Here is a 17,460-nt window from a genome sequence, read left to right on the forward strand (position 1 = left end):
GCCGCGTGACAGGCTTAAGGAGCTAACGGATGGCGGAAAGTGTCGAGAAGCTCGAAGACGGCATCGTCCGTTCGGCCGAGCAGGTGTCGAGCCAGGTGCGCGCGGCGAAGGACGCGATCGCATCGGTGATCTTCGGCCAGGATCGCGTGATCGAGAACACGCTGGTCACCATCCTCTCCGGCGGCCACGCGCTTTTGATCGGCGTGCCCGGCCTTGCCAAGACCAAGCTGGTCGAGACGCTCGGCGTCACGCTCGGTCTCGATGCCAAGCGCATCCAGTTCACGCCTGACCTGATGCCGTCGGATATTCTCGGCGCCGAAGTGCTCGACGAGAGCACCGCCGGCAAGCGCTCGTTCCGCTTCATCTCCGGCCCGGTCTTCGCGCAGCTGCTGATGGCCGACGAGATCAACCGCGCCAGCCCGCGCACGCAATCGGCGCTGCTGCAGGCGATGCAGGAGCAGCACATCACCGTGGCCGGCGCGCGCCACGATCTGCCAAAACCGTTCCACGTGCTCGCGACGCAAAACCCGCTGGAGCAGGAAGGCACCTATCCGCTGCCCGAGGCGCAGCTCGACCGCTTCCTGATGGAGATCGACGTCGACTATCCCGATCGCGACGCCGAACGCCGCATCCTGTTCGAGACCACCGGCGCCGAAGACACGCTGGCGAAGGGCTCGATGACCGCCGATGCGCTGATCACCGCGCAGCGGCTGGTGCGCCGCCTGCCGGTCGGTGATTCCGTGGTCGAAGCCATCCTGTCGCTGGTGCGCTCGGCCCGTCCGGGCGAGGAGAGCGGCGAGGCCGGCAAGTTCATCGCCTGGGGCCCCGGTCCGCGCGCCAGCCAATCGCTGATGCTCGCCGTGCGCGCCCGCGCGCTGATCGACGGACGTCTCGCGCCCTCGGTCGACGACGTGCTCGACCTCGCCGAGCCGATCCTGAAGCACCGCATGGCGCTGACGTTCCAGGCGCGCGCCGAGGGACGTACGATTCCGGACGTGATCCGGCAATTGAAGACACGGATCGGTTGATGGCCGCAGAGACCGGGCACACAGCAAAGGAGGTCATCGCGATCCGACGTGCCGATGGCGAAAGCCGTACGCTCGCCGCTTCGCTGCCGCGCCTGGTGCTCGAGGCCCGCCGTATCGCCGCCAACGTCATCCACGGCCTGCACGGCCGGCGCCGCGCGGGGTCCGGTGAAAATTTCTGGCAGTACCGCCGCTTCGTCTCCGGCGAGCCGGCGCAGAGAGTCGACTGGCGCCGCTCGGCGCGTGACGACCATCTCTATGTCCGCGAGCTCGAATGGGAGGCCTCGCACACGGTCTGGATCTGGCCTGATCGTTCGCCGTCGATGGCGTTCGCCTCAAAGACCGCACGTGACTCCAAATTGGAGCGCACGCTGATCGTTGCGTTCGCGCTGGCCGAGCTGCTGGTTGCGGGCGGCGAGCGCGTCGGCATTCCCGGATTGATGGCGCCGACCGCAAGCAGCAGCGTCATCGACAAGATGGCGCAAGCGATGCTGCATGACGATGCAGACCGGCTGAGCCTGCCGCCGTCCTTCGTCCCCGCCGCGCTGGCCGAGACCATCGTGCTGTCGGATTTCTGGTCGCCGATCGCGGAGATCAGGACCACGCTCGCAGGGCTCTCCGGCTCCGGCGCGCATGGCACGCTGGTGCAGGTCGTCGATCCCGCCGAAGAGAGTTTTCCCTATTCCGGCCGCGTCGAGTTCGTCGAGCCGGAAGGCTTTGGCGTGATCACCGCCGGCCGCGCCGAGAGCTGGGTGGACGATTACACCGCGCGGCTGGCGCTGCATCGCGACCAGATCCGCACCGAGACCAACAAGCTCGACTGGCTGTTCACGACGCATGCGACCGACCGCTCGGCCGCTGAACTCTTGCTGTTCCTCCATGCCGGCATGCAGGTGAGCAAGTCGGGCGCCCGCACCACCTCGATCAAGGCGGGGCCGGCCGCATGATGGGATTGCCGCTCGCCTTCACCGAACCGCTGCTCCTGATCGGCCTCGTCAGCCTGCCGGTGCTGTGGTGGCTGTTGCGCGTGATGCCGCCGCGGCCGCGCCGTATCGAATTTCCGCCGACCCGCCTGCTGTTCGACATCGCACCACGGGAAGAGACGCCAGCGCGGACGCCGTGGTGGCTGACCGCACTGCGCCTGCTCGCCGCAGCCCTGGTGATCTTCGCCGCCGCCGGCCCGATCTGGAATCCGCAAACCGGCCTCGCCTCCAGCAAGGCGCCGCTGATGATCATGCTCGATGACGGCTGGAGCGCCGCCTCGAACTGGGACACGCGGATCCGGGCCGCCGACGAGCTGATTGCCAATGCCGACAATGACCGCCGCGCGATTGCACTGGTGCCACTGTCCGAGCCGAACCGCGACATCACGCTGATGCCGGCGGGCGCTGCGCGCGTTGCGCTGCGGCAGATCGTGCCAAAGCCCTATTCGATCGAGCGCGTTGAAACCCTCACGGCAATCGATCGTTTCCTGAAAGCGACCGGCGACTGCGAGATCGCCTGGCTGTCTGACGGCGTCGACACCGGCCGCGGCGAAGAGTTCGTGCAGGGGCTCGGCAAGACCTCAGGGGATCGCAGCTTGACGGTGTTCGAAGGCGGCACCTCCTCCCCGCTGGCGCTGGTCGCGGCGGAAAACGCGGCGGCGAGGATGACGGTGAAGGTGCTGCGCACCGACAGCGGCATTGCCGCCGGCACCGTGCGGGCGCTGGACCAGAAGGCCTCGCCGATCGGCGAGGCGCGCTTCACCTTCGGCCCGCAGGACAAGGAGGTCGAGGCGGCGTTCGACCTGCCGGTCGAGCTGCGCAACGACATCTCGCGGCTCGAGATCTCCGGCGAGCGTTCGGCCGGCGCGGTGCAGCTCCTCGACAAGCGCTGGCGGCGGCGCGCCATCGGCATCGTCTCGGGCGCAACCAGCGAGACCGCGCAGCCGCTCCTGGCGCCGACCTTCTACCTGACGCGCGCGCTGGCGCCGTTCGCCGACGTGCGGCTTGCCGACAAGGGTTCGCCGCAGCAGGGCATCACCCAGTTCCTCGACCAGAAGCTGCCGATGATTATCCTGGCCGATGTCGGCACCGTCGCGCCCGAATTGCGCGAGCGTCTCAACGCCTGGATCGACCAGGGCGGCGTGCTGGTGCGGTTCGCGGGTCCGCGGCTGGCGCAGGCCGAAGACGATCTCGTGCCGGTCAAGCTGCGCAAGGGCGGCCGCACGCTTGGCGGCAGCCTGACCTGGGAGAAGCCGCAGCATCTCGCCGCGTTCGCCGCCGACGGTCCGTTTGCCGGCGTCGTAGTGCCCAAGGATGTCACCGTGAGCCGGCAGGTGCTGGCCGAGCCGGACGCAGTGCTTGCCACCAAGAGCTGGGCCTCGCTCGAAGACGGCACGCCGCTGGTGACCGGCGAGCATCGCGGCAAGGGATTGGTCAGCCTGTTCCATGTCAGCGCCGACATGCGCTGGTCGGATCTGCCGATGTCCGGCACCTTCGTCGAAATGCTCCGGCGCGTCGTCGACATGTCCGGCTACACCGCCAAGCCCGGCGCCGGCGTTGCCGTCGAAGCCAGCACCGAGACGCTGGCGCCGCTGCATCTGCTCGACGGCTTCGGCGCGTTCGGGCCGCCGCCGGCCACCGCCAAGCCGCTGACGGCTGATTATCGCGACCGCGCTACGCCGGATCATCCGCCCGGCTTCTACGGTCCGGCAGAAGGACCGCTCGCCGTGAACACGCTCGCAGCCGCCGACCGCATCGCAGCCCTCAACACCGCAGGCCTCCGCGCCCGGCACGCCACCTACACCAACGCCGAGCCGCGCGATCTGCGCGGCTGGCTGCTGTCGACGGCGCTGGCGCTGTTTCTGGTGGACGCCATCATCGTGGCGCTGCTCGGCGGCGGCCTTGCCGCACTGCTGCGCCGGCGCGCAGCGCCCGCCATGATCCTGCTTGGCTTCGTGCTCGCAGGCATGGCCGTGCTGACGCCGACGCCGTCGCGCGCCGACAGCGCGTCGGACGAGTTCGCGATGAAGTCGACCTCGCAGACCCGCCTCGCCTATGTCGTCACCGGCAATGCCGACGTCGATTCCATCGTCAAGGCGGGCCTGTCCGGCCTGACACTGTTCCTGGCGCAGCGCACCGCGCTCGAGGCCGGCGATCCCGTCGGTGTCGACCCCGCGCGCGACGAGCTGGCCTTCTTCCCGCTGATCTACTGGCCGATCGTGCCGGGCGCGCCGAAGCCGCCGCAGGACGCCATCAACAAGATCGACGCCTATATGAAGCAGGGCGGCACCGTGATCTTCGACACCCGCGACGCGGTCGAAGCGCCGCCCGGCGAGAACGGGGCCTCGCAGACGCCGGGCATGCAGGCCTTGCGCGAGATCCTGTCCTCGCTCGACGTGCCCGAGCTCGAGCCGGTGCCGCGCGAGCACGTGCTGACCAAGACCTTCTATCTCTTGCGCGACTTCCCCGGCCGCTTCAACTCGGGCCAGACCTGGGTCGAAGCGCTGCCGCGCGAGGACGACGACGAGAGCGCGCAACGGCCCGCGCGCGGCGGCGACGGCGTCTCGCCGATCATCATCACCTCCAACGACCTCGCAGGCGCCTGGGCGCTCCGTCCCGACGGCCAGCCGATGCTGCCGCTGACCCCGGGCGAGCCGCGTCAGCGCGAATTCGCCTATCGCGCCGGCGTCAACATCGTGATGTACACGCTGACCGGCAACTACAAGGCCGACCAGGTGCACGCGCCGGCCCTGATCGAGCGACTGGGGCAATAGGATCGATATGAATTACGGCATTGCGTTCACCCCGCTGGTTCCCGCGATCGTCCTGTGGATCGCGCTCGCTGCCATCGTGGTCATCGCGATCGTGCTGCTGGTTGCGCGGGCGCGCGGCGCGGCGGTGCGCGTGGCGGCGCTGGCGCTGTTCTTGCTCGCGCTCGCCAATCCCTCCTTCACGCGCGAGGACCGCGATCCCCTCACCTCGGTCGCCGCGGTCGTGGTCGACAAGAGCCCGAGCCAGAATTTCGGCAAGCGCAACCAGGAAGCTGCGAAGGCGCAGGAGGCGCTGGTCGACAGCCTGAAGAAGATCAAGGGACTTGAAGTGCGCGTCGTCGATGCCGGACAGGCCGACGGCGAGACCGACGGCACCAAGCTGTTCGGCGCGCTGGCCTCCGCATTGTCGGACGTGCCGGTCGACCGCGTCGCCGGCGCGTTCCTGATCACCGACGGCCGCGTTCACGATATCCCCGCCAACGCCGCCGCGCTCGGTTTCCAGGCGCCGGTGCAGGCGCTGGTCACCGGACAGAAGGACGAGCGCGACCGCCGCATCGCGATCACGGCAGCACCGCGCTTCGGCATCGTCGGCCAGAACCAGACCATCAGCTACAAGCTCGACGACCAGGGCGTCACCGGCGAGCGCGCCAAGGTCACGATCCGCCGCGACGGCGAGGTCATCAACGAGCGCACGCTCTCGAGCGGCCAGAGCGCCAGCGTCGACGTCGAGATCAAGCATGCCGGTCCGAACATCGTCGAGATCGAGGCCTCGCCGCTCGAGCGCGAGCTGACGCCGGTGAACAATCGCGCGGTCGTCGCCATCGACGGCGTGCGCGACAAGCTGCGCGTGCTCCTGGTGTCCGGCGAGCCGCATTCCGGCGAGCGCACCTGGCGCAATTTGTTGAAGTCCGACGCCAGCGTCGACCTCGTGCATTTCACGATTCTAAGGCCGCCGGAGAAGCAGGACGGCACGCCGATCAACGAATTGTCGCTGATCGCGTTTCCGACCCGCGAGCTGTTCCAGCAGCACATCAACGAATTCCAGCTGATCATCTTCGATCGCTACGCCCGCCAGGGCGTGCTGCCGATCGCTTATTTCGACAACATCGCGCGCTACGTGCGCGCCGGCGGTGCCGTGCTGGTGTCGGCCGGCCCCGACTATGCCTCGACTACGAGCATCTGGCGCACGCCGCTCGACACGGTGCTGCCGGCAGAACCCGTCGGCGTCACCGAAAAGCCGTTCTATGCGCATCTCTCCGACATCGGCAAACGCCATCCCGTCACGCGCGGGCTGGAGGGCTCGGCGTTCGAGCCGCCGCACTGGAGCCGCTTCTTCCGCACCGTCGAGACCCGCAATTCGGTCAACCCGCCGGTGATGACGGGCGCGGACGGCAAGCCGCTGCTGTTCCTGTCGCGCTTCGGCGAGGGCCGCGTCGCGCTGCTGCTGTCCGACCACATCTGGCTGTGGGCGCGCGGCTACGAGGGCGGTGGCCCGCATCTCGATCTGTTGAGGCGGATGTCGCACTGGCTGATGAAGCAGCCGGACCTCGACGAAGAAGCGCTGCGGCTTCAGGTGCAGGGCAAGGATCTCGTCGTGGTGCGCCAGACCATGGCGGACAGCGTGCAGCCGGTGAGCGTGACCTCGCCCTCCGGCGTCTCGCGTGATCTGACGCTCAGCCCCGGCGATCCCGGCGAGTGGCGCGCGAGCCTTCCCGCCAGCGAGCTCGGCCTGTGGCAGGCGACCGACGGCACGCTGAAGGCGCTGATCAATGTCGGCCCGACCAATCCGAAGGAGTTTTCGGAAGTCACCTCCACCACGGAAACCTTGAAGCCGCTGACGCAGGCGACCGGCGGCAGCGCCGTGCGGATTGCGGATGGCGGCAGCGTCGAGCTGCCGCGCATCGTGCCGGTGCGCTCGATCAGCGTGTTTGCCGGTGACGGCTGGATGGGCGTGCGGATGCGCGACGCCAGCGTCGTCAAGGGCGTCGGCGTGCTGCCGATCTTTGCCGGCCTGATCGGCCTGCTGCTGCTGCTCGGCGCCTTCGCCGCGACCTGGGTGCGCGAAGGGCGTTAGTTGCCGGAACGACACATCTTACAACGGTCCGCCTTGGCCGTTGCGGCGGCGGTTGACATCCGCTGACCCTTGCTGCGATGTTACAATATAACATCGCGACGCCGATCGGCGCCTCGCGATGCGGGGTGGCGTTTCCAGATGAAGTGGTTCCGGTCGAATATCAGGCACGGCGCCCGGCTCGCGTTGTTCGCGATGCTGGTGCAGTTCGCGCTGACCTTCGGTCATAGCCATTGGTTCGCGCAGGCCGCGCCCCTCGCCCAGTCTCAGCTGGCCGACAGCGCCAAGAGCATCGCATCGACCGACAGCGCATCGGTCCAGAAGCAGTCCCCGACAAATCCCGATCGCGAACGGCCGGGCGAGGACAATTGCGCGATCTGCGCCTTGGTCGCGATGGCCGCCACGGTCACGTTCGCGACGCCGCCCCTGCTGTTGCTGCCGCAGGCGGTCGAGCTGCTTTACCGCACCACCGATGCCGAATTCATCCATCTGCAATCGGCCCGCACGGCATTCCAGCCACGCGCCCCACCTGCGTCCTGATCTCCATCGATTGAGCTGCCTTTGGCATCGGCCGCGCGTCGCGCCGATCCCGCAAGGTTATCGAAATTGATCCGTCGCGTGTCGACGGCGCGTACCGCCCGCAAAGCCTCTAAAAGAGAGCGGCGGTGCGCGATCGGAAATCAGGACAATGGTGTCTTCAAAAGCAATATTGGCGGGCTCGAGCCTCGCCGCACTCACGCTGTTCTATCCCGGCGGCAGCGCCATGGCGCAGACGACGGCTCCCACCACGACGCTGCCGAGCGTCGAAGTCGATGCGCCCAAGCAGACCCAGGCGCCGCGCCGCCCCAAGGTTCGCGTCGCCGTTGCCAAGCGGCGTGCGACAACGCAGGCACGGCCACAGACCGAGGCTCCCGCCGCCGTCGAGGGCCAGAGCGACCGGTTCGACGCGGCGCGCCAAAGCGTGCTTCCGCCCGGCGGCGCCACGGCCCACACGCTCAATCACCAGGCGATCGAGGCGCTGCCGCAGGGTACCAATGCTTCGCTGGACAAGGTGCTGCTGCAATTCCCCGGCGTCACCCAGGATTCGGCCGCGAGCGGCGACCTGCACGTCCGCAATGAGCACGCCAACCTGCAATATCGCATCAACGGCGTCATGCTTCCCGACGGCGTCGGCGCGTTCGGGCAGATCCTCGACACCGGCATCGTCGGCAGCCTGAGCCTGCTCACCGGCGCGCTGCCGGCGCAATACGGCCAGCGAACCGCCGGCGTGCTGGACATCCAGACCAAGGCGGACGCCTTCAACAATTCAGGTGTCGTCGGCGTCTATGGCGGCAGCCACGGCACCATCTCGACCAACGTGGAATATGGCGGGACCGCCGGACAGACGCAGTATTTCCTGTCGGGACGCTTTCTCCAGAACAATCTCGGCATCGAGAACCCGACCCCGTCGGTCAATGCGATCCACGACCGCACCAACCAGGAAAAGGGATTTCTCTATCTCTCGACGATGATCGATCCAACCAGCCGCCTCACCTTCATGAGCGGCGTGTCGAATGCGACGTTCCAGATCCCGAACAATCCCGGCCAGACGCCGGGTTTCACCGCCTTCGGCGTGTCGGATTTCGACTCGTCCCGGCTCAACGAGCACCAGAACGAGTCCAACCAGTTCAACGTCGTCTCCTACCAGACGTCGAACGGTGAGTTCGATACCCAGACCTCCTACTTCAACCGCTACAGCCAGCTGCACTTCTACCCCGACCCGATCGGCGATCTCGTCTTCAACGGCGTCTCCTCGGACGTCTATCGCCAGAGCGTGGTCAACGGCATCCAGCAGGACACCGCCTGGCGCATCGGCTACGCGCACACGCTGCGGTTCGGCCTGTCGGTGAGCGCTGAGCGAACGCTGGTCAACAGCGGAACGACGGTGCTGCCGCTCGATCCAACCGATCCCAGCGGCACCGGCACGATCGATCAGCCATTCTCGGTGTTCGATTCCAACGCCAAGACCGGCTGGCTGATCGGGACCTACGTCCAGGACGAATGGAAGATCACCAACAATCTCACCCTGAACGCCGGCCTGCGCTTCGACCAGATGTATCAATTTGTCGATGCCAACCAGCTCAGCCCGCGGGTCAGCCTGACCTGGAAACCGTTCGACGGAACGACCTTCCACGCCGGCTATGCGCGCAACTTCACCCCGCCCTCGCAGGTGATCGCGTCGCCGGTTAATCTCGCGCTGGTGACCCCGCCCGGCGCGCCCGCCAACACGCAGACGCCGGAGGTCGGGCAGAACAGCCCGGTGCTGCCGGAGCGGTCGCACGTGTTCGATGTCGGCGTCGTTCAGAAGGTCTATCCGATCCCCGGTCTCGAGGTCGGCGCCGACGCCTACTACAAGAAGGCGCGCGACCTGCTCGACGATGGCCAGTTCGGCGCGGCCTATGTGCTCAGCGGCTTCAACTACGATCGCGGCGAGAACGTCGGCGTCGAGCTGAAGTCGACCTATCGCAACGGCAATTTCAGCGCCTACGCCAATCTTGCCTGGGCCAAGCAGATCGCGACCAGCGTCGTCTCGAACCAGTATCTGTTCGGCGCGGACGAGCTTGCCTACATCTCGGGCCATTACATCTACACTGACCACGCCCAGATGCTGTCGGGATCGGCCGGCGCCTCCTATCTCTGGGAGGGGACGCGCTACAGCGTGTCGATGATCTATGGCAGCGGCCTGCGCTCGGGCTTTGCCAACACCGATCACCTGCCCGGCTACACGCAGGTCAATTTCGGCCTGTCGCACGATTTCAACATCGTCGCGCCGAACAAGCCGACGACGGTGCGCTTCGACGTGGTCAATGCGTTCGACACGATCTACCAGATCCGCGACGGCTCCGGCATCGGCGTGTTCGCGCCGCAATACGGACCGCGGCGCGGCTTCTATGTCGGCATGTCGCAGCGGTTCTAGCTGTGCGGCTTGCTGCGTCGGGGCCTTAAAGCCCCGACGCAGCCAAGAGGCGGCTTACCTGCGATAGGCGACGCAGTCGATTTCGACCTTGCAATCGACCACCATGCTCGACACCACGCAGGCCCGCGCCGGCGGATTGGCGCCGAAATATTCGGCGAAGACCTTGTTGAAGCTTTGAAAGTCTCTGGGATCGTCGAGCCAGACGCCGCAACGCACGACATCTTTGGCCCCGTAACCGGCTTCAGTCAGGATGGCGAGCAGGTTGCGGATCGCCTTGTGCGATTGGGGAATGATGCCGCCCTCGATCACCTCGCCGTTCTCCATCGGCGTCTGCCCCGAAACGTAAAGCCAGCCGTCGGCCTCGACCGCGCGGGCAAAAGGAAGGTGCTGGCCGCCGGTACCGGTGCCGCCGGCCGCGCCGTATCGTTTCAGCGTCATTGGTCTCGTCCTGTCTGTGGTGATGATGTCTGCAGGGCCGTCATCCGGTGATCAGGGCCCGGCCCGGCCGCGCGAAGGTGCTGCGTCCGTCTGCAACCACGGCCTCGCCTGCGACGAATACAGAACGGATGCCTGCGGGCATTTCCGTCGGCGTCTCGAACGTCGCCTTGTCCATGATGGTCTCATCGAACAAAGTGAGATCCGCGATCATGCCCGGCCGCAGGATGCCGCGATCGGACAGGCCGAAGCGCTGGGCAGGCATCGCCGTCATTCGCCGCACGGCGTCCTCCAACGTGAGCCAGCCTTGCTCGCGCGTCAGGCGGCCGGCGACGCGCGGGAAGCTGCCATAGGCGCGCGGATGCGGCTTGGTGCCCGGGCGCGGAATGCCGTCGGAGCCGACCATGTGCAGGCGATGGGTGAAGGCGGCGCGCAAATCGGCCTCATCGAGCTGGAACATGATGATGCCGGTCTGGCCCTGGTCCTCCTCGATGCACCGAACCATGAGATCGAACGGCGAGATGCCGAGCTCGCGCGCGGCATCGACCATCGACTTGCCCTCGAGCGGCTTCAGCGCGGGATTGCCGGTGCCGGAGATGCGCACATTGTGCCAGCCGATCAGCACGATCTTGGACTGCGCGGCATGCGGATCGGGATCGCCCTCTTCTACCAGCACGCGCAACGCCTCGCGCTTCGCCGGATCGCGCAGCCGCGCGCGCAGCGCGTCGATGCCGCCTTCGAGCGCCGCCGGCGGCAACAGTTGCAGCATGTAGGAGCTGCCGGCGGGATACGGATACATGTCGAACGAGATATCGATCCCCTCTGCGCGCGCGGCCTCGAGCCGGTCGAGCGCCCTGGGGATGGCGCCCCAGTTCGGCTTTCCCGCCGATTGCAGATGCGACAGCAGCCCCGCGGCTCCGGAGGCGCGCAGGATCGCGATGAACTCGTCGATGGAATTCAGCAGGCCCGCTTCGTAGCTGCGGATATGGGCGGTGAGCAGCTTACCGTGCGCGCGCACCGTCTCCGCCAGCGCGCACAGTTCATGGGTGTCGGCATAGGCGCTCGGCGGATAGACGAGACCGAGCGACAGGCCGGCAGCGCCTTGCCTGAGTTGCTGGGCGAGCAGCGCCTGCATCGCCGCGATCTCCTGCGCCGTCGCCGCGCGGCGGTCGTAACCGAGCACCGCGAGCCGGATCGCGGCATGTCCGACCAGCGAGACGAGGTTGAGCGCCACGCCTGGCCCTTCCAGCGCCAGCCGGTAGCCGTCGAAACTGTCGAAGACTTCGTTCGAGCGGGTTTCGCCGGCGAGACCCGAGAAGTGCAGGCGCAGCATCTCGGCGGAGCCCGCGGTCGCCGGATAGAGCGAGAAGCAGCAATTGCCGACCACGAGCGTGGTCACGCCCTGCAACGCCTTCTCGGGCCTGTCAGGCTCGCGCAGGCAGATCAGGTCGTCATGGCAATGGGCGTCGATGAAACCCGGCGCGAGATAGCATCCGCGCGCGTCGATGATGTCGGCCTCCTCCGCCGGCAGCGAGGCGCCGATCGCCGCGATGCGGCTGCCGCTGATGCGCAGGTCGGCCTCGAACCACGGCGCGCCGGTGCCGTCGATCAGCCGGGCATTGCGGATGAGAGTGTCCCTGGCTCTGCTTTGGCTTGTTCCTTGGGGCATGGCCCTCTCCTCAGTGGACCGGCACGGCGTCCGGCGGCGGTGCCTCGGCGAAATCGGGAATCGATTCGATCCGCCCCAGCACCACGACATAGAAAAAGATGCCGATCAGCAGCACCACGCCGGCGATCATGAAGGCGCCGGCAAACGATTGAGTCCAGTCGACGACTATACCAGTCACGATCGGTGCGAGCACGCCCATCATGTTGTTGGTGAAATTGAGAATGCCGCCGACCGTTCCCGCCCCGCCCTTCGGCGCGATCAGCGACACGATCGAGGACCCCACGGGCGCCGCGGCCGACAATCCCGAGATCGCGATCGACAGCCACAGCAGCGCCCAGCCCGGCTTCACGGTGAAGGCGGCGCCGATGACGGCAAGCCCCATCAGCATGCCGACGATGATCACCGACTGGCGCACCCGCGTGCTGTCGTAACCACGGGCGATCAAATGATCCACCAGGAACCCGCCGATCAGGAGGTCCGACAGCGTCGCAAAAATCCAGGGAATCGTCGAATAGCCCGCGGCCGACATCAGATTCATATGCATGGTCTGCGCGAGATAGCCCGGCAACCAGGTCAGGAAGAGATAGAAGGTGTAGCCATAAGCGGAGAACCCGATGGTCAGTCCCCAGACCTTGCGGTTGCGCAAGAGGTAGCCGAGCATGCGGCTCTGCCCTGCCGTGGCCGGGCCTTCCGGCGTGCCGCCGCCGGCGACGATGTAGTCATGCTCCGTCTTGGACAGCTTCGGATCCTCGCTCGGATTCCGATAGATGAGGTAGTAGGCGACGAAATACAGCAAGCTCAGCAGCGCGGTGACGCCAAAACCCCAGCGCCAGCCGTAGAGAAAGATCACATAGGCGACCAGCGGCACGCCGATCACGTTGGAGAATTTGGCGGCGGAATCGAAGATCGCAGTCGAGCGCGCGCGCTCATCGAGCGGAAACCAGTGGCCGGTCGCCTTCTGGCTGGCCGGAAAGGCCGGTGCTTCCGCGACGCCGAGCAACAGGCGCGCGCCGGCGATTCCCCAAAGTCCGCTGGCGAGCGCGGTGATGGTGGCGGCGACCGCCCAGAGGAAGCTGCTGGCACGGCCGACCATGGTGACGCCGAAGCGGTCGAGCACCATGCCGCCGGGAACTTGCAGCAGCGAATAGGTCCAGAAGAACGCGCTGCCGAGCAGCCCGATATCGGTGGCGGTGAGGCCAAGCTCCCTGGTGAGCTCGGGCGTCGCGGCGGAGAGCCCGACGCGATCGATGTAGTTGATGAGAATTCCGACGCCGAGCAGACAACCGATCAGCCAGCGTCGTCCGGGTACCTGTTGTCTTGCATTTGCCATTTCGAATCCTCGCCTGGAACGCAGGGTCGCGCCTCTCACGCCTGCTGGCACATTGTCTCTTATAACGGACAATATTATCTTATAGCGTTACGTTAGATATTGCAGCGGCATGATGTCAAGAGTGGACACGCGGGGCCGCGACGGCCCGATGCCAGTGCATCGGCCGTGGCGCTGCCGGTCGACTGGGTTCAGTGGCGATCCGAGAGTTCGGTTGCGGTGGCGACGAGGTCGTCGAGCAGCGCGGTCCTACGCTCCTTCACCGAATCCGCGGGAACGACGAAGCAGAGCGTCGCGACCGCGACACCCTTCCTGTCGCGGATGGGGGCGGCAAGACACGACGTAAACCGATCGGACAGCGCCGTCGTCACGCATTTGCCGTCACGTCTCGCGCGTGCGACGTCCTTGATGAAATCGTCGATATCGAGAACGCGGCCGTCCGGAAGGCGAAAATCCTCTTTCGGAACGAACGCGCGAATCTCTGCCGGGCTCATGTGATCCAGCAGCAACCTGCCGGATGCAGTCCACGGCAGCGGCACCTCGATGCCGACATCCGTCGTGATCCGGAACAGGCCCGACCCGTCCCGCGTATCGACCACCACATATTTGCGGCCACGCAACGCGCAGAGTTGCGCGGTGGCACTATGCTGGGTCGCCAGCCGGTCGAGGGCTTCGCGGCATCGGCGATGCAGGGGATTGGCCTCCGCATAGGCCCGCCCGTAGAGATGCACCGCCTTGCCGAAATAGACCTGACCGCCCTCGCCGACGCTCTCCAGCAGGTCCGCCTCGATCAGGCGGTTGGCGATGGCATAGACCGTCGAGCGCGGCGCGCCCATTTGCTTGGCGAGGTCGCTGAGCCTGGAGGGCGCGCGCAAATGCAGCAGTGCTTCCAGGAGATCGATGGTCCGATCAATCCCATTCTGGCGTTCCGCGGGCGAGGTGCCCTTTTTGGATGCGGCCAAACTTCACATGTCCTTCGTCAGCTTCGCGGCCTGCTGTTTTTGGCATAAACCGCGCTGACGGTATAGCGGTGTCCGGCTTTCCGCGTTCAGAATAACGCCCCAGAGCTATTTGCCGGGCACCGGCGAGTCACGAGCCCTGCATATAGCGAACGGGGTTTTCAGGATCCGCTTTGAAGATGCCGGCAACTTCCGCGACGAGGGTCGATACGGCATCCTGATCGAGATCCTCGAACCGCTCGAAACTGAAGTTGTTGCCCCCCATCCGCAGTTCGCCGAGCTCTCCCGCATAACGGGAGACGATCGGCGCACCTTGCCTGGTAACCGCCACGTACACGCTGATGTAGTTCTTTTGAAGCGCAACACCGATCACCGGCCACTCCGTGCTTTTTCCCGACTTGACGGCGTAGCGAAACTTGCCGTAGCCGATCATCTTCATGCGCATTCCCGCCTCTCCCGCGGGCGTTCCTCGGTGGAAATAGCGCTTGAGGGTCGGCGCAACCGAGACGACCAGCTTGTGCAGTTCGGTCAGATCTCGCCTTCGCTGCGGATCGAAATCGAGGTAGGCCTGCAATGTGTCGGCTGTCACCCGGAACATGTGAGCCTACCCGCGCGCCTTGCTCCAGTCGGGAGCGATCTTGCCCGAGACGCCCTCGAAGGCGCCGTCGGCGAGCTCGAACACCAGGACGCGGGCGGCATCGACCGGGCCCGGCATGGTCACGCGTCCCTTGGGGACGAGCTTGAAGCCGACGCGGCTGTAATAGGGCTCGTCGCCGACCAGCAGCACGAGGCGATGGCCTTTGTCCCTGGCGTCCTTCAGCGACCGCTCCATCAGCATGCGGCCGATGCCGCGGCTGCGAAATGGCGGCTCGACGGTGAGCGGCCCGAGCAGCAGCGCCGGCGTCTCACCGATCGTGACAGGCAATTGCCTGACGGAGCCGACCAGCAGCGTGCCGATGCGGGCGGTGAAGGAGACGTCGAGCAGATGGTCGACGTGCTCGCGGATGCGGTAGGCGCTGAGCACGAAACGGCCGGGGCCGAAGGTGCGCTCGTGCAGCCGCTCGATCGCCTGGGCGTCGCCCGGGGCTTCGGGACGGATGGTGATTGAGAGATCGTTCATGTTGTTTCGCGGAGTAGCATCTGGACGTTCGGCAGTCCATGGCAGCGCCCGACTTCAGTTCCTTTTCGGCGCCGGCTGGGACAGATAGGCCAGCATCTTCATCTCCCGTCGCCCCCGCGTCACGGTATCGAGCACGAGGCCCGACGAGACCGACAGCATCGCCATGATCGTCAATCCCATCGACAGCACGGCGGTCGGCAGGCGCGGCACCAGGCCGGTTTCGATGAATGTGACGACGATCGGGATCGCAAGGATGATCGCGGCCAGCGCCAGCAGGATTCCGATCACGGTGAAGAAGCGCAGCGGCCGCTCCGAGCGGTACAGCTTCAGAATGGTACCGAGAATGCGAAAGCCGTCGCGCCAGGTGTTGAGCTTCGAAAACGAACCTTCCGGGCGCGCGTAATAGGGCGTCTCGACCTCGGCAACCGGCAGCGACAGCTCCAGCGCGTAGACCGCGAGCTCGGTCTCGATCTCGAAGCCATCTGACAGCACCGGGAACGATTTGACGAAGCGGCGCGAGAACACGCGATAGCCGGACAGGATGTCCTTGAACTCCTGTCCGAAGGTCGAGGACAGGAATCCGGTCAGCATCCGGTTGCCGGCGCGGTGGCCCAGGCGGTAGGCGGCCTGCGACTGGTCGATGCGAAGCCCGACCACCATGTCGAGATGTTGGTCGAGCAGCTTGTCGACCATGCGCGGCGCGCTCGGCGCATCGTAGGTGGCGTCGCCGTCGACCAGCACGTAGATGTCGGCCTCGACATCGGCGAACATGCGACGCACCACGTGGCCCTTGCCCTGCCGCCGCTCGCTGCGCACGATCGCGCCGGCCTCGTGCGCGACGGCAGCGGTGCGGTCGCGCGAATTGTTGTCGTAGACATAGATTTCCGCCGCGGGCAGCGCCTTGCGGAAGTCGGCGACGACAGTCGCGACCGCCGCCTCCTCATTGTAGCAGGGCACCAGCACGGCGATGCGGGATTGAGCGGATGTCATCGCGGCAGCGCTCCCAGACTGGCCGGCTCGCGCCGGACCGATGCAGCCTCGCGCGCCTCGGCTGGCTGAAGCAGCCGGGCAAACGACAGCGTCCACAGCGACAACATCGCAATCGGCACGACGTAGTAGGGTGTGAAGACCGGATGGCTCAGGAAGAAGCCGAGATTGACGGCGAGGTTGCCGGCAACGACGAAGGCAGCCTGCTGCACATGCCCCTCGCGCGACCACAACAGCGAGAGCGTCGCGCCGATCGCAAGCACGATCAGCACGATCTGCATGTCGCGCAAATACTGACCGAAAACCGCAAGATCGAACGCCGGCGCGACCAGATCGGCGCTGCCATAGGTTGTCGACAGCGCACTGCCGGCGTTGATGGCCTGGGCGGCCAGCGTCGGCGCCATGCCGACGAGCACGCCGGCTCCGAAGGCGAGGCCCTGCACGAACGTTGCAAGCGAGCGCGTCCACAGGAAGGGAATGCCGAGGAAGAGGAAATAGCCGGCCGCGAGCAAGGCATTCGGCAGCCTGAAATTCACGGATGCGCCGAGCAGGAGACCGATCAGCGCGATCAGCAGGACACTGCGCTTGCCCCTGGCCAGCCACAGCGCTGTCAGGAAGCCCGCGACCGCGCACAGCGCCATGGTCGGCGCGACCGAATAGCTCGCTTTCGCCGGATTGATCATGAGATAGACGGCAAGCGCGCCGAACACGCCAGCGCCGAGGACCGACGGCAGGCTCCGCGCCATGGCAATGCCTGATAGCGCGAGGCCGCACAGGATCAGGCTCGCCGCAATGTAGAGCGGCACGACCTGATGGCCTTGCGGAAACAGCGCCAGCAGAAAGCCGGTGCCCGGCGGATATTGCAACACGACCTTGCCGCCCGGCATCGGATTGTGGCAGGGCCAGCGGATCGGATCCTTCCATTCGGCGAAGGCAATGTCCTTCAGCTTGCCTTCGAAATAGCGGTCGTCGTCCCTGACCGCGTTGGTGTCGAGCCCACCGGCGCCGAAGCGCTGGAACAGATGCGCCTGCCGGAGATAGCAGATGTCGTCATAGACCCCGCGCGCCTCGCTCCAGCGCGACATTGTCGCAATGTTGCTGGCGAGGATCGCGAGGCAGATCAAGCCGAAGGCGAGTTTTGTGGCTTTCATCAGGTT

At 66.3% G+C, this 17,460-nt stretch carries 14 protein-coding genes; 6 read left to right on the forward strand and 8 right to left on the reverse strand.

Annotated elements, in window-relative coordinates; genetic code table 11:
• Positions 1 to 29: 29 nt before the first annotated feature.
• From ABID58_RS18290 to ABID58_RS18315, 6 genes are all read left to right on the forward strand, one after another.
• On the forward strand, positions 30 to 1,028 hold the full coding sequence (locus ABID58_RS18290; protein ID WP_148755627.1) for an AAA family ATPase: 999 nt from the start codon (positions 30 to 32) through the stop codon (positions 1,026 to 1,028).
• Complete coding sequence (locus ABID58_RS18295) at positions 1,028 to 1,972, forward strand: DUF58 domain-containing protein (RefSeq protein WP_354033693.1); 945 nt, start codon at positions 1,028 to 1,030, stop codon at positions 1,970 to 1,972. Before ABID58_RS18290 ends, ABID58_RS18295 begins: the two co-directional genes overlap by 1 nt.
• Complete coding sequence (locus ABID58_RS18300; protein ID WP_354033694.1) at positions 1,969 to 4,782, forward strand: DUF4159 domain-containing protein; 2,814 nt, start codon at positions 1,969 to 1,971, stop codon at positions 4,780 to 4,782. Before ABID58_RS18295 ends, ABID58_RS18300 begins: the two co-directional genes overlap by 4 nt.
• 7 nt (positions 4,783 to 4,789) lie before the next feature.
• Positions 4,790 to 6,853, forward strand: coding sequence for a hypothetical protein (locus tag ABID58_RS18305; RefSeq protein WP_354033696.1), 2,064 nt, complete (start codon positions 4,790 to 4,792; stop codon positions 6,851 to 6,853).
• A gap of 138 nt (positions 6,854 to 6,991) precedes the next feature.
• Positions 6,992 to 7,390 carry a DUF2946 domain-containing protein gene (locus ABID58_RS18310; protein WP_354033697.1) on the forward strand — a complete coding sequence of 133 codons (399 nt, stop codon included), beginning with the start codon at positions 6,992 to 6,994 and terminating at the stop codon, positions 7,388 to 7,390.
• Positions 7,391 to 7,538: 148 nt separating this feature from the next.
• Positions 7,539 to 9,806, forward strand: a complete 2,268-nt coding sequence (locus tag ABID58_RS18315) for a TonB-dependent receptor (RefSeq protein ID WP_354033699.1) — start codon at positions 7,539 to 7,541, stop codon at positions 9,804 to 9,806.
• A 54-nt stretch (positions 9,807 to 9,860) separates the two neighbouring features.
• Here the strand turns inward: ABID58_RS18315 and ABID58_RS18320 are convergent, their stop codons facing one another.
• From ABID58_RS18320 to ABID58_RS18355, 8 genes are all read right to left on the reverse strand, one after another.
• Positions 9,861 to 10,244, reverse strand: a complete 384-nt coding sequence (locus tag ABID58_RS18320) for a RidA family protein (protein ID WP_354033701.1) — start codon at positions 10,242 to 10,244, stop codon at positions 9,861 to 9,863.
• A 40-nt stretch (positions 10,245 to 10,284) separates the two neighbouring features.
• Positions 10,285 to 11,910 (reverse strand): N-acyl-D-amino-acid deacylase family protein, encoded by a 1,626-nt coding sequence (locus ABID58_RS18325; RefSeq protein WP_354033703.1) that lies wholly within the window; start codon positions 11,908 to 11,910, stop codon positions 10,285 to 10,287.
• Positions 11,911 to 11,920: 10 nt separating this feature from the next.
• Positions 11,921 to 13,240: an MFS transporter gene (locus ABID58_RS18330; RefSeq protein WP_354033706.1), complete on the reverse strand. Its 1,320-nt coding sequence runs from the start codon at positions 13,238 to 13,240 to the stop codon at positions 11,921 to 11,923.
• A gap of 188 nt (positions 13,241 to 13,428) precedes the next feature.
• Positions 13,429 to 14,199: an IclR family transcriptional regulator gene (locus ABID58_RS18335; RefSeq protein WP_354033708.1), complete on the reverse strand. Its 771-nt coding sequence runs from the start codon at positions 14,197 to 14,199 to the stop codon at positions 13,429 to 13,431.
• A gap of 127 nt (positions 14,200 to 14,326) precedes the next feature.
• Positions 14,327 to 14,794: a DUF1801 domain-containing protein gene (locus tag ABID58_RS18340; RefSeq protein WP_148755617.1), complete on the reverse strand. Its 468-nt coding sequence runs from the start codon at positions 14,792 to 14,794 to the stop codon at positions 14,327 to 14,329.
• A 6-nt stretch (positions 14,795 to 14,800) separates the two neighbouring features.
• On the reverse strand, positions 14,801 to 15,316 hold the full coding sequence (locus ABID58_RS18345; RefSeq protein ID WP_354033709.1) for a GNAT family N-acetyltransferase: 516 nt from the start codon (positions 15,314 to 15,316) through the stop codon (positions 14,801 to 14,803).
• Positions 15,317 to 15,370: 54 nt separating this feature from the next.
• Complete coding sequence (locus ABID58_RS18350) at positions 15,371 to 16,306, reverse strand: glycosyltransferase family 2 protein (protein ID WP_354033711.1); 936 nt, start codon at positions 16,304 to 16,306, stop codon at positions 15,371 to 15,373.
• Positions 16,303 to 17,454 (reverse strand): hypothetical protein, encoded by a 1,152-nt coding sequence (locus ABID58_RS18355; RefSeq protein WP_354033712.1) that lies wholly within the window; start codon positions 17,452 to 17,454, stop codon positions 16,303 to 16,305. The genes ABID58_RS18350 and ABID58_RS18355 overlap by 4 nt, the downstream gene beginning before the upstream one ends.
• Positions 17,455 to 17,460 lie beyond the last annotated feature (6 nt).

It is taken from the genome of Bradyrhizobium sp. S3.2.6 (assembly GCF_040546885.1).
GTDB lineage: Bacteria > Pseudomonadota > Alphaproteobacteria > Rhizobiales > Xanthobacteraceae > Bradyrhizobium > Bradyrhizobium cytisi.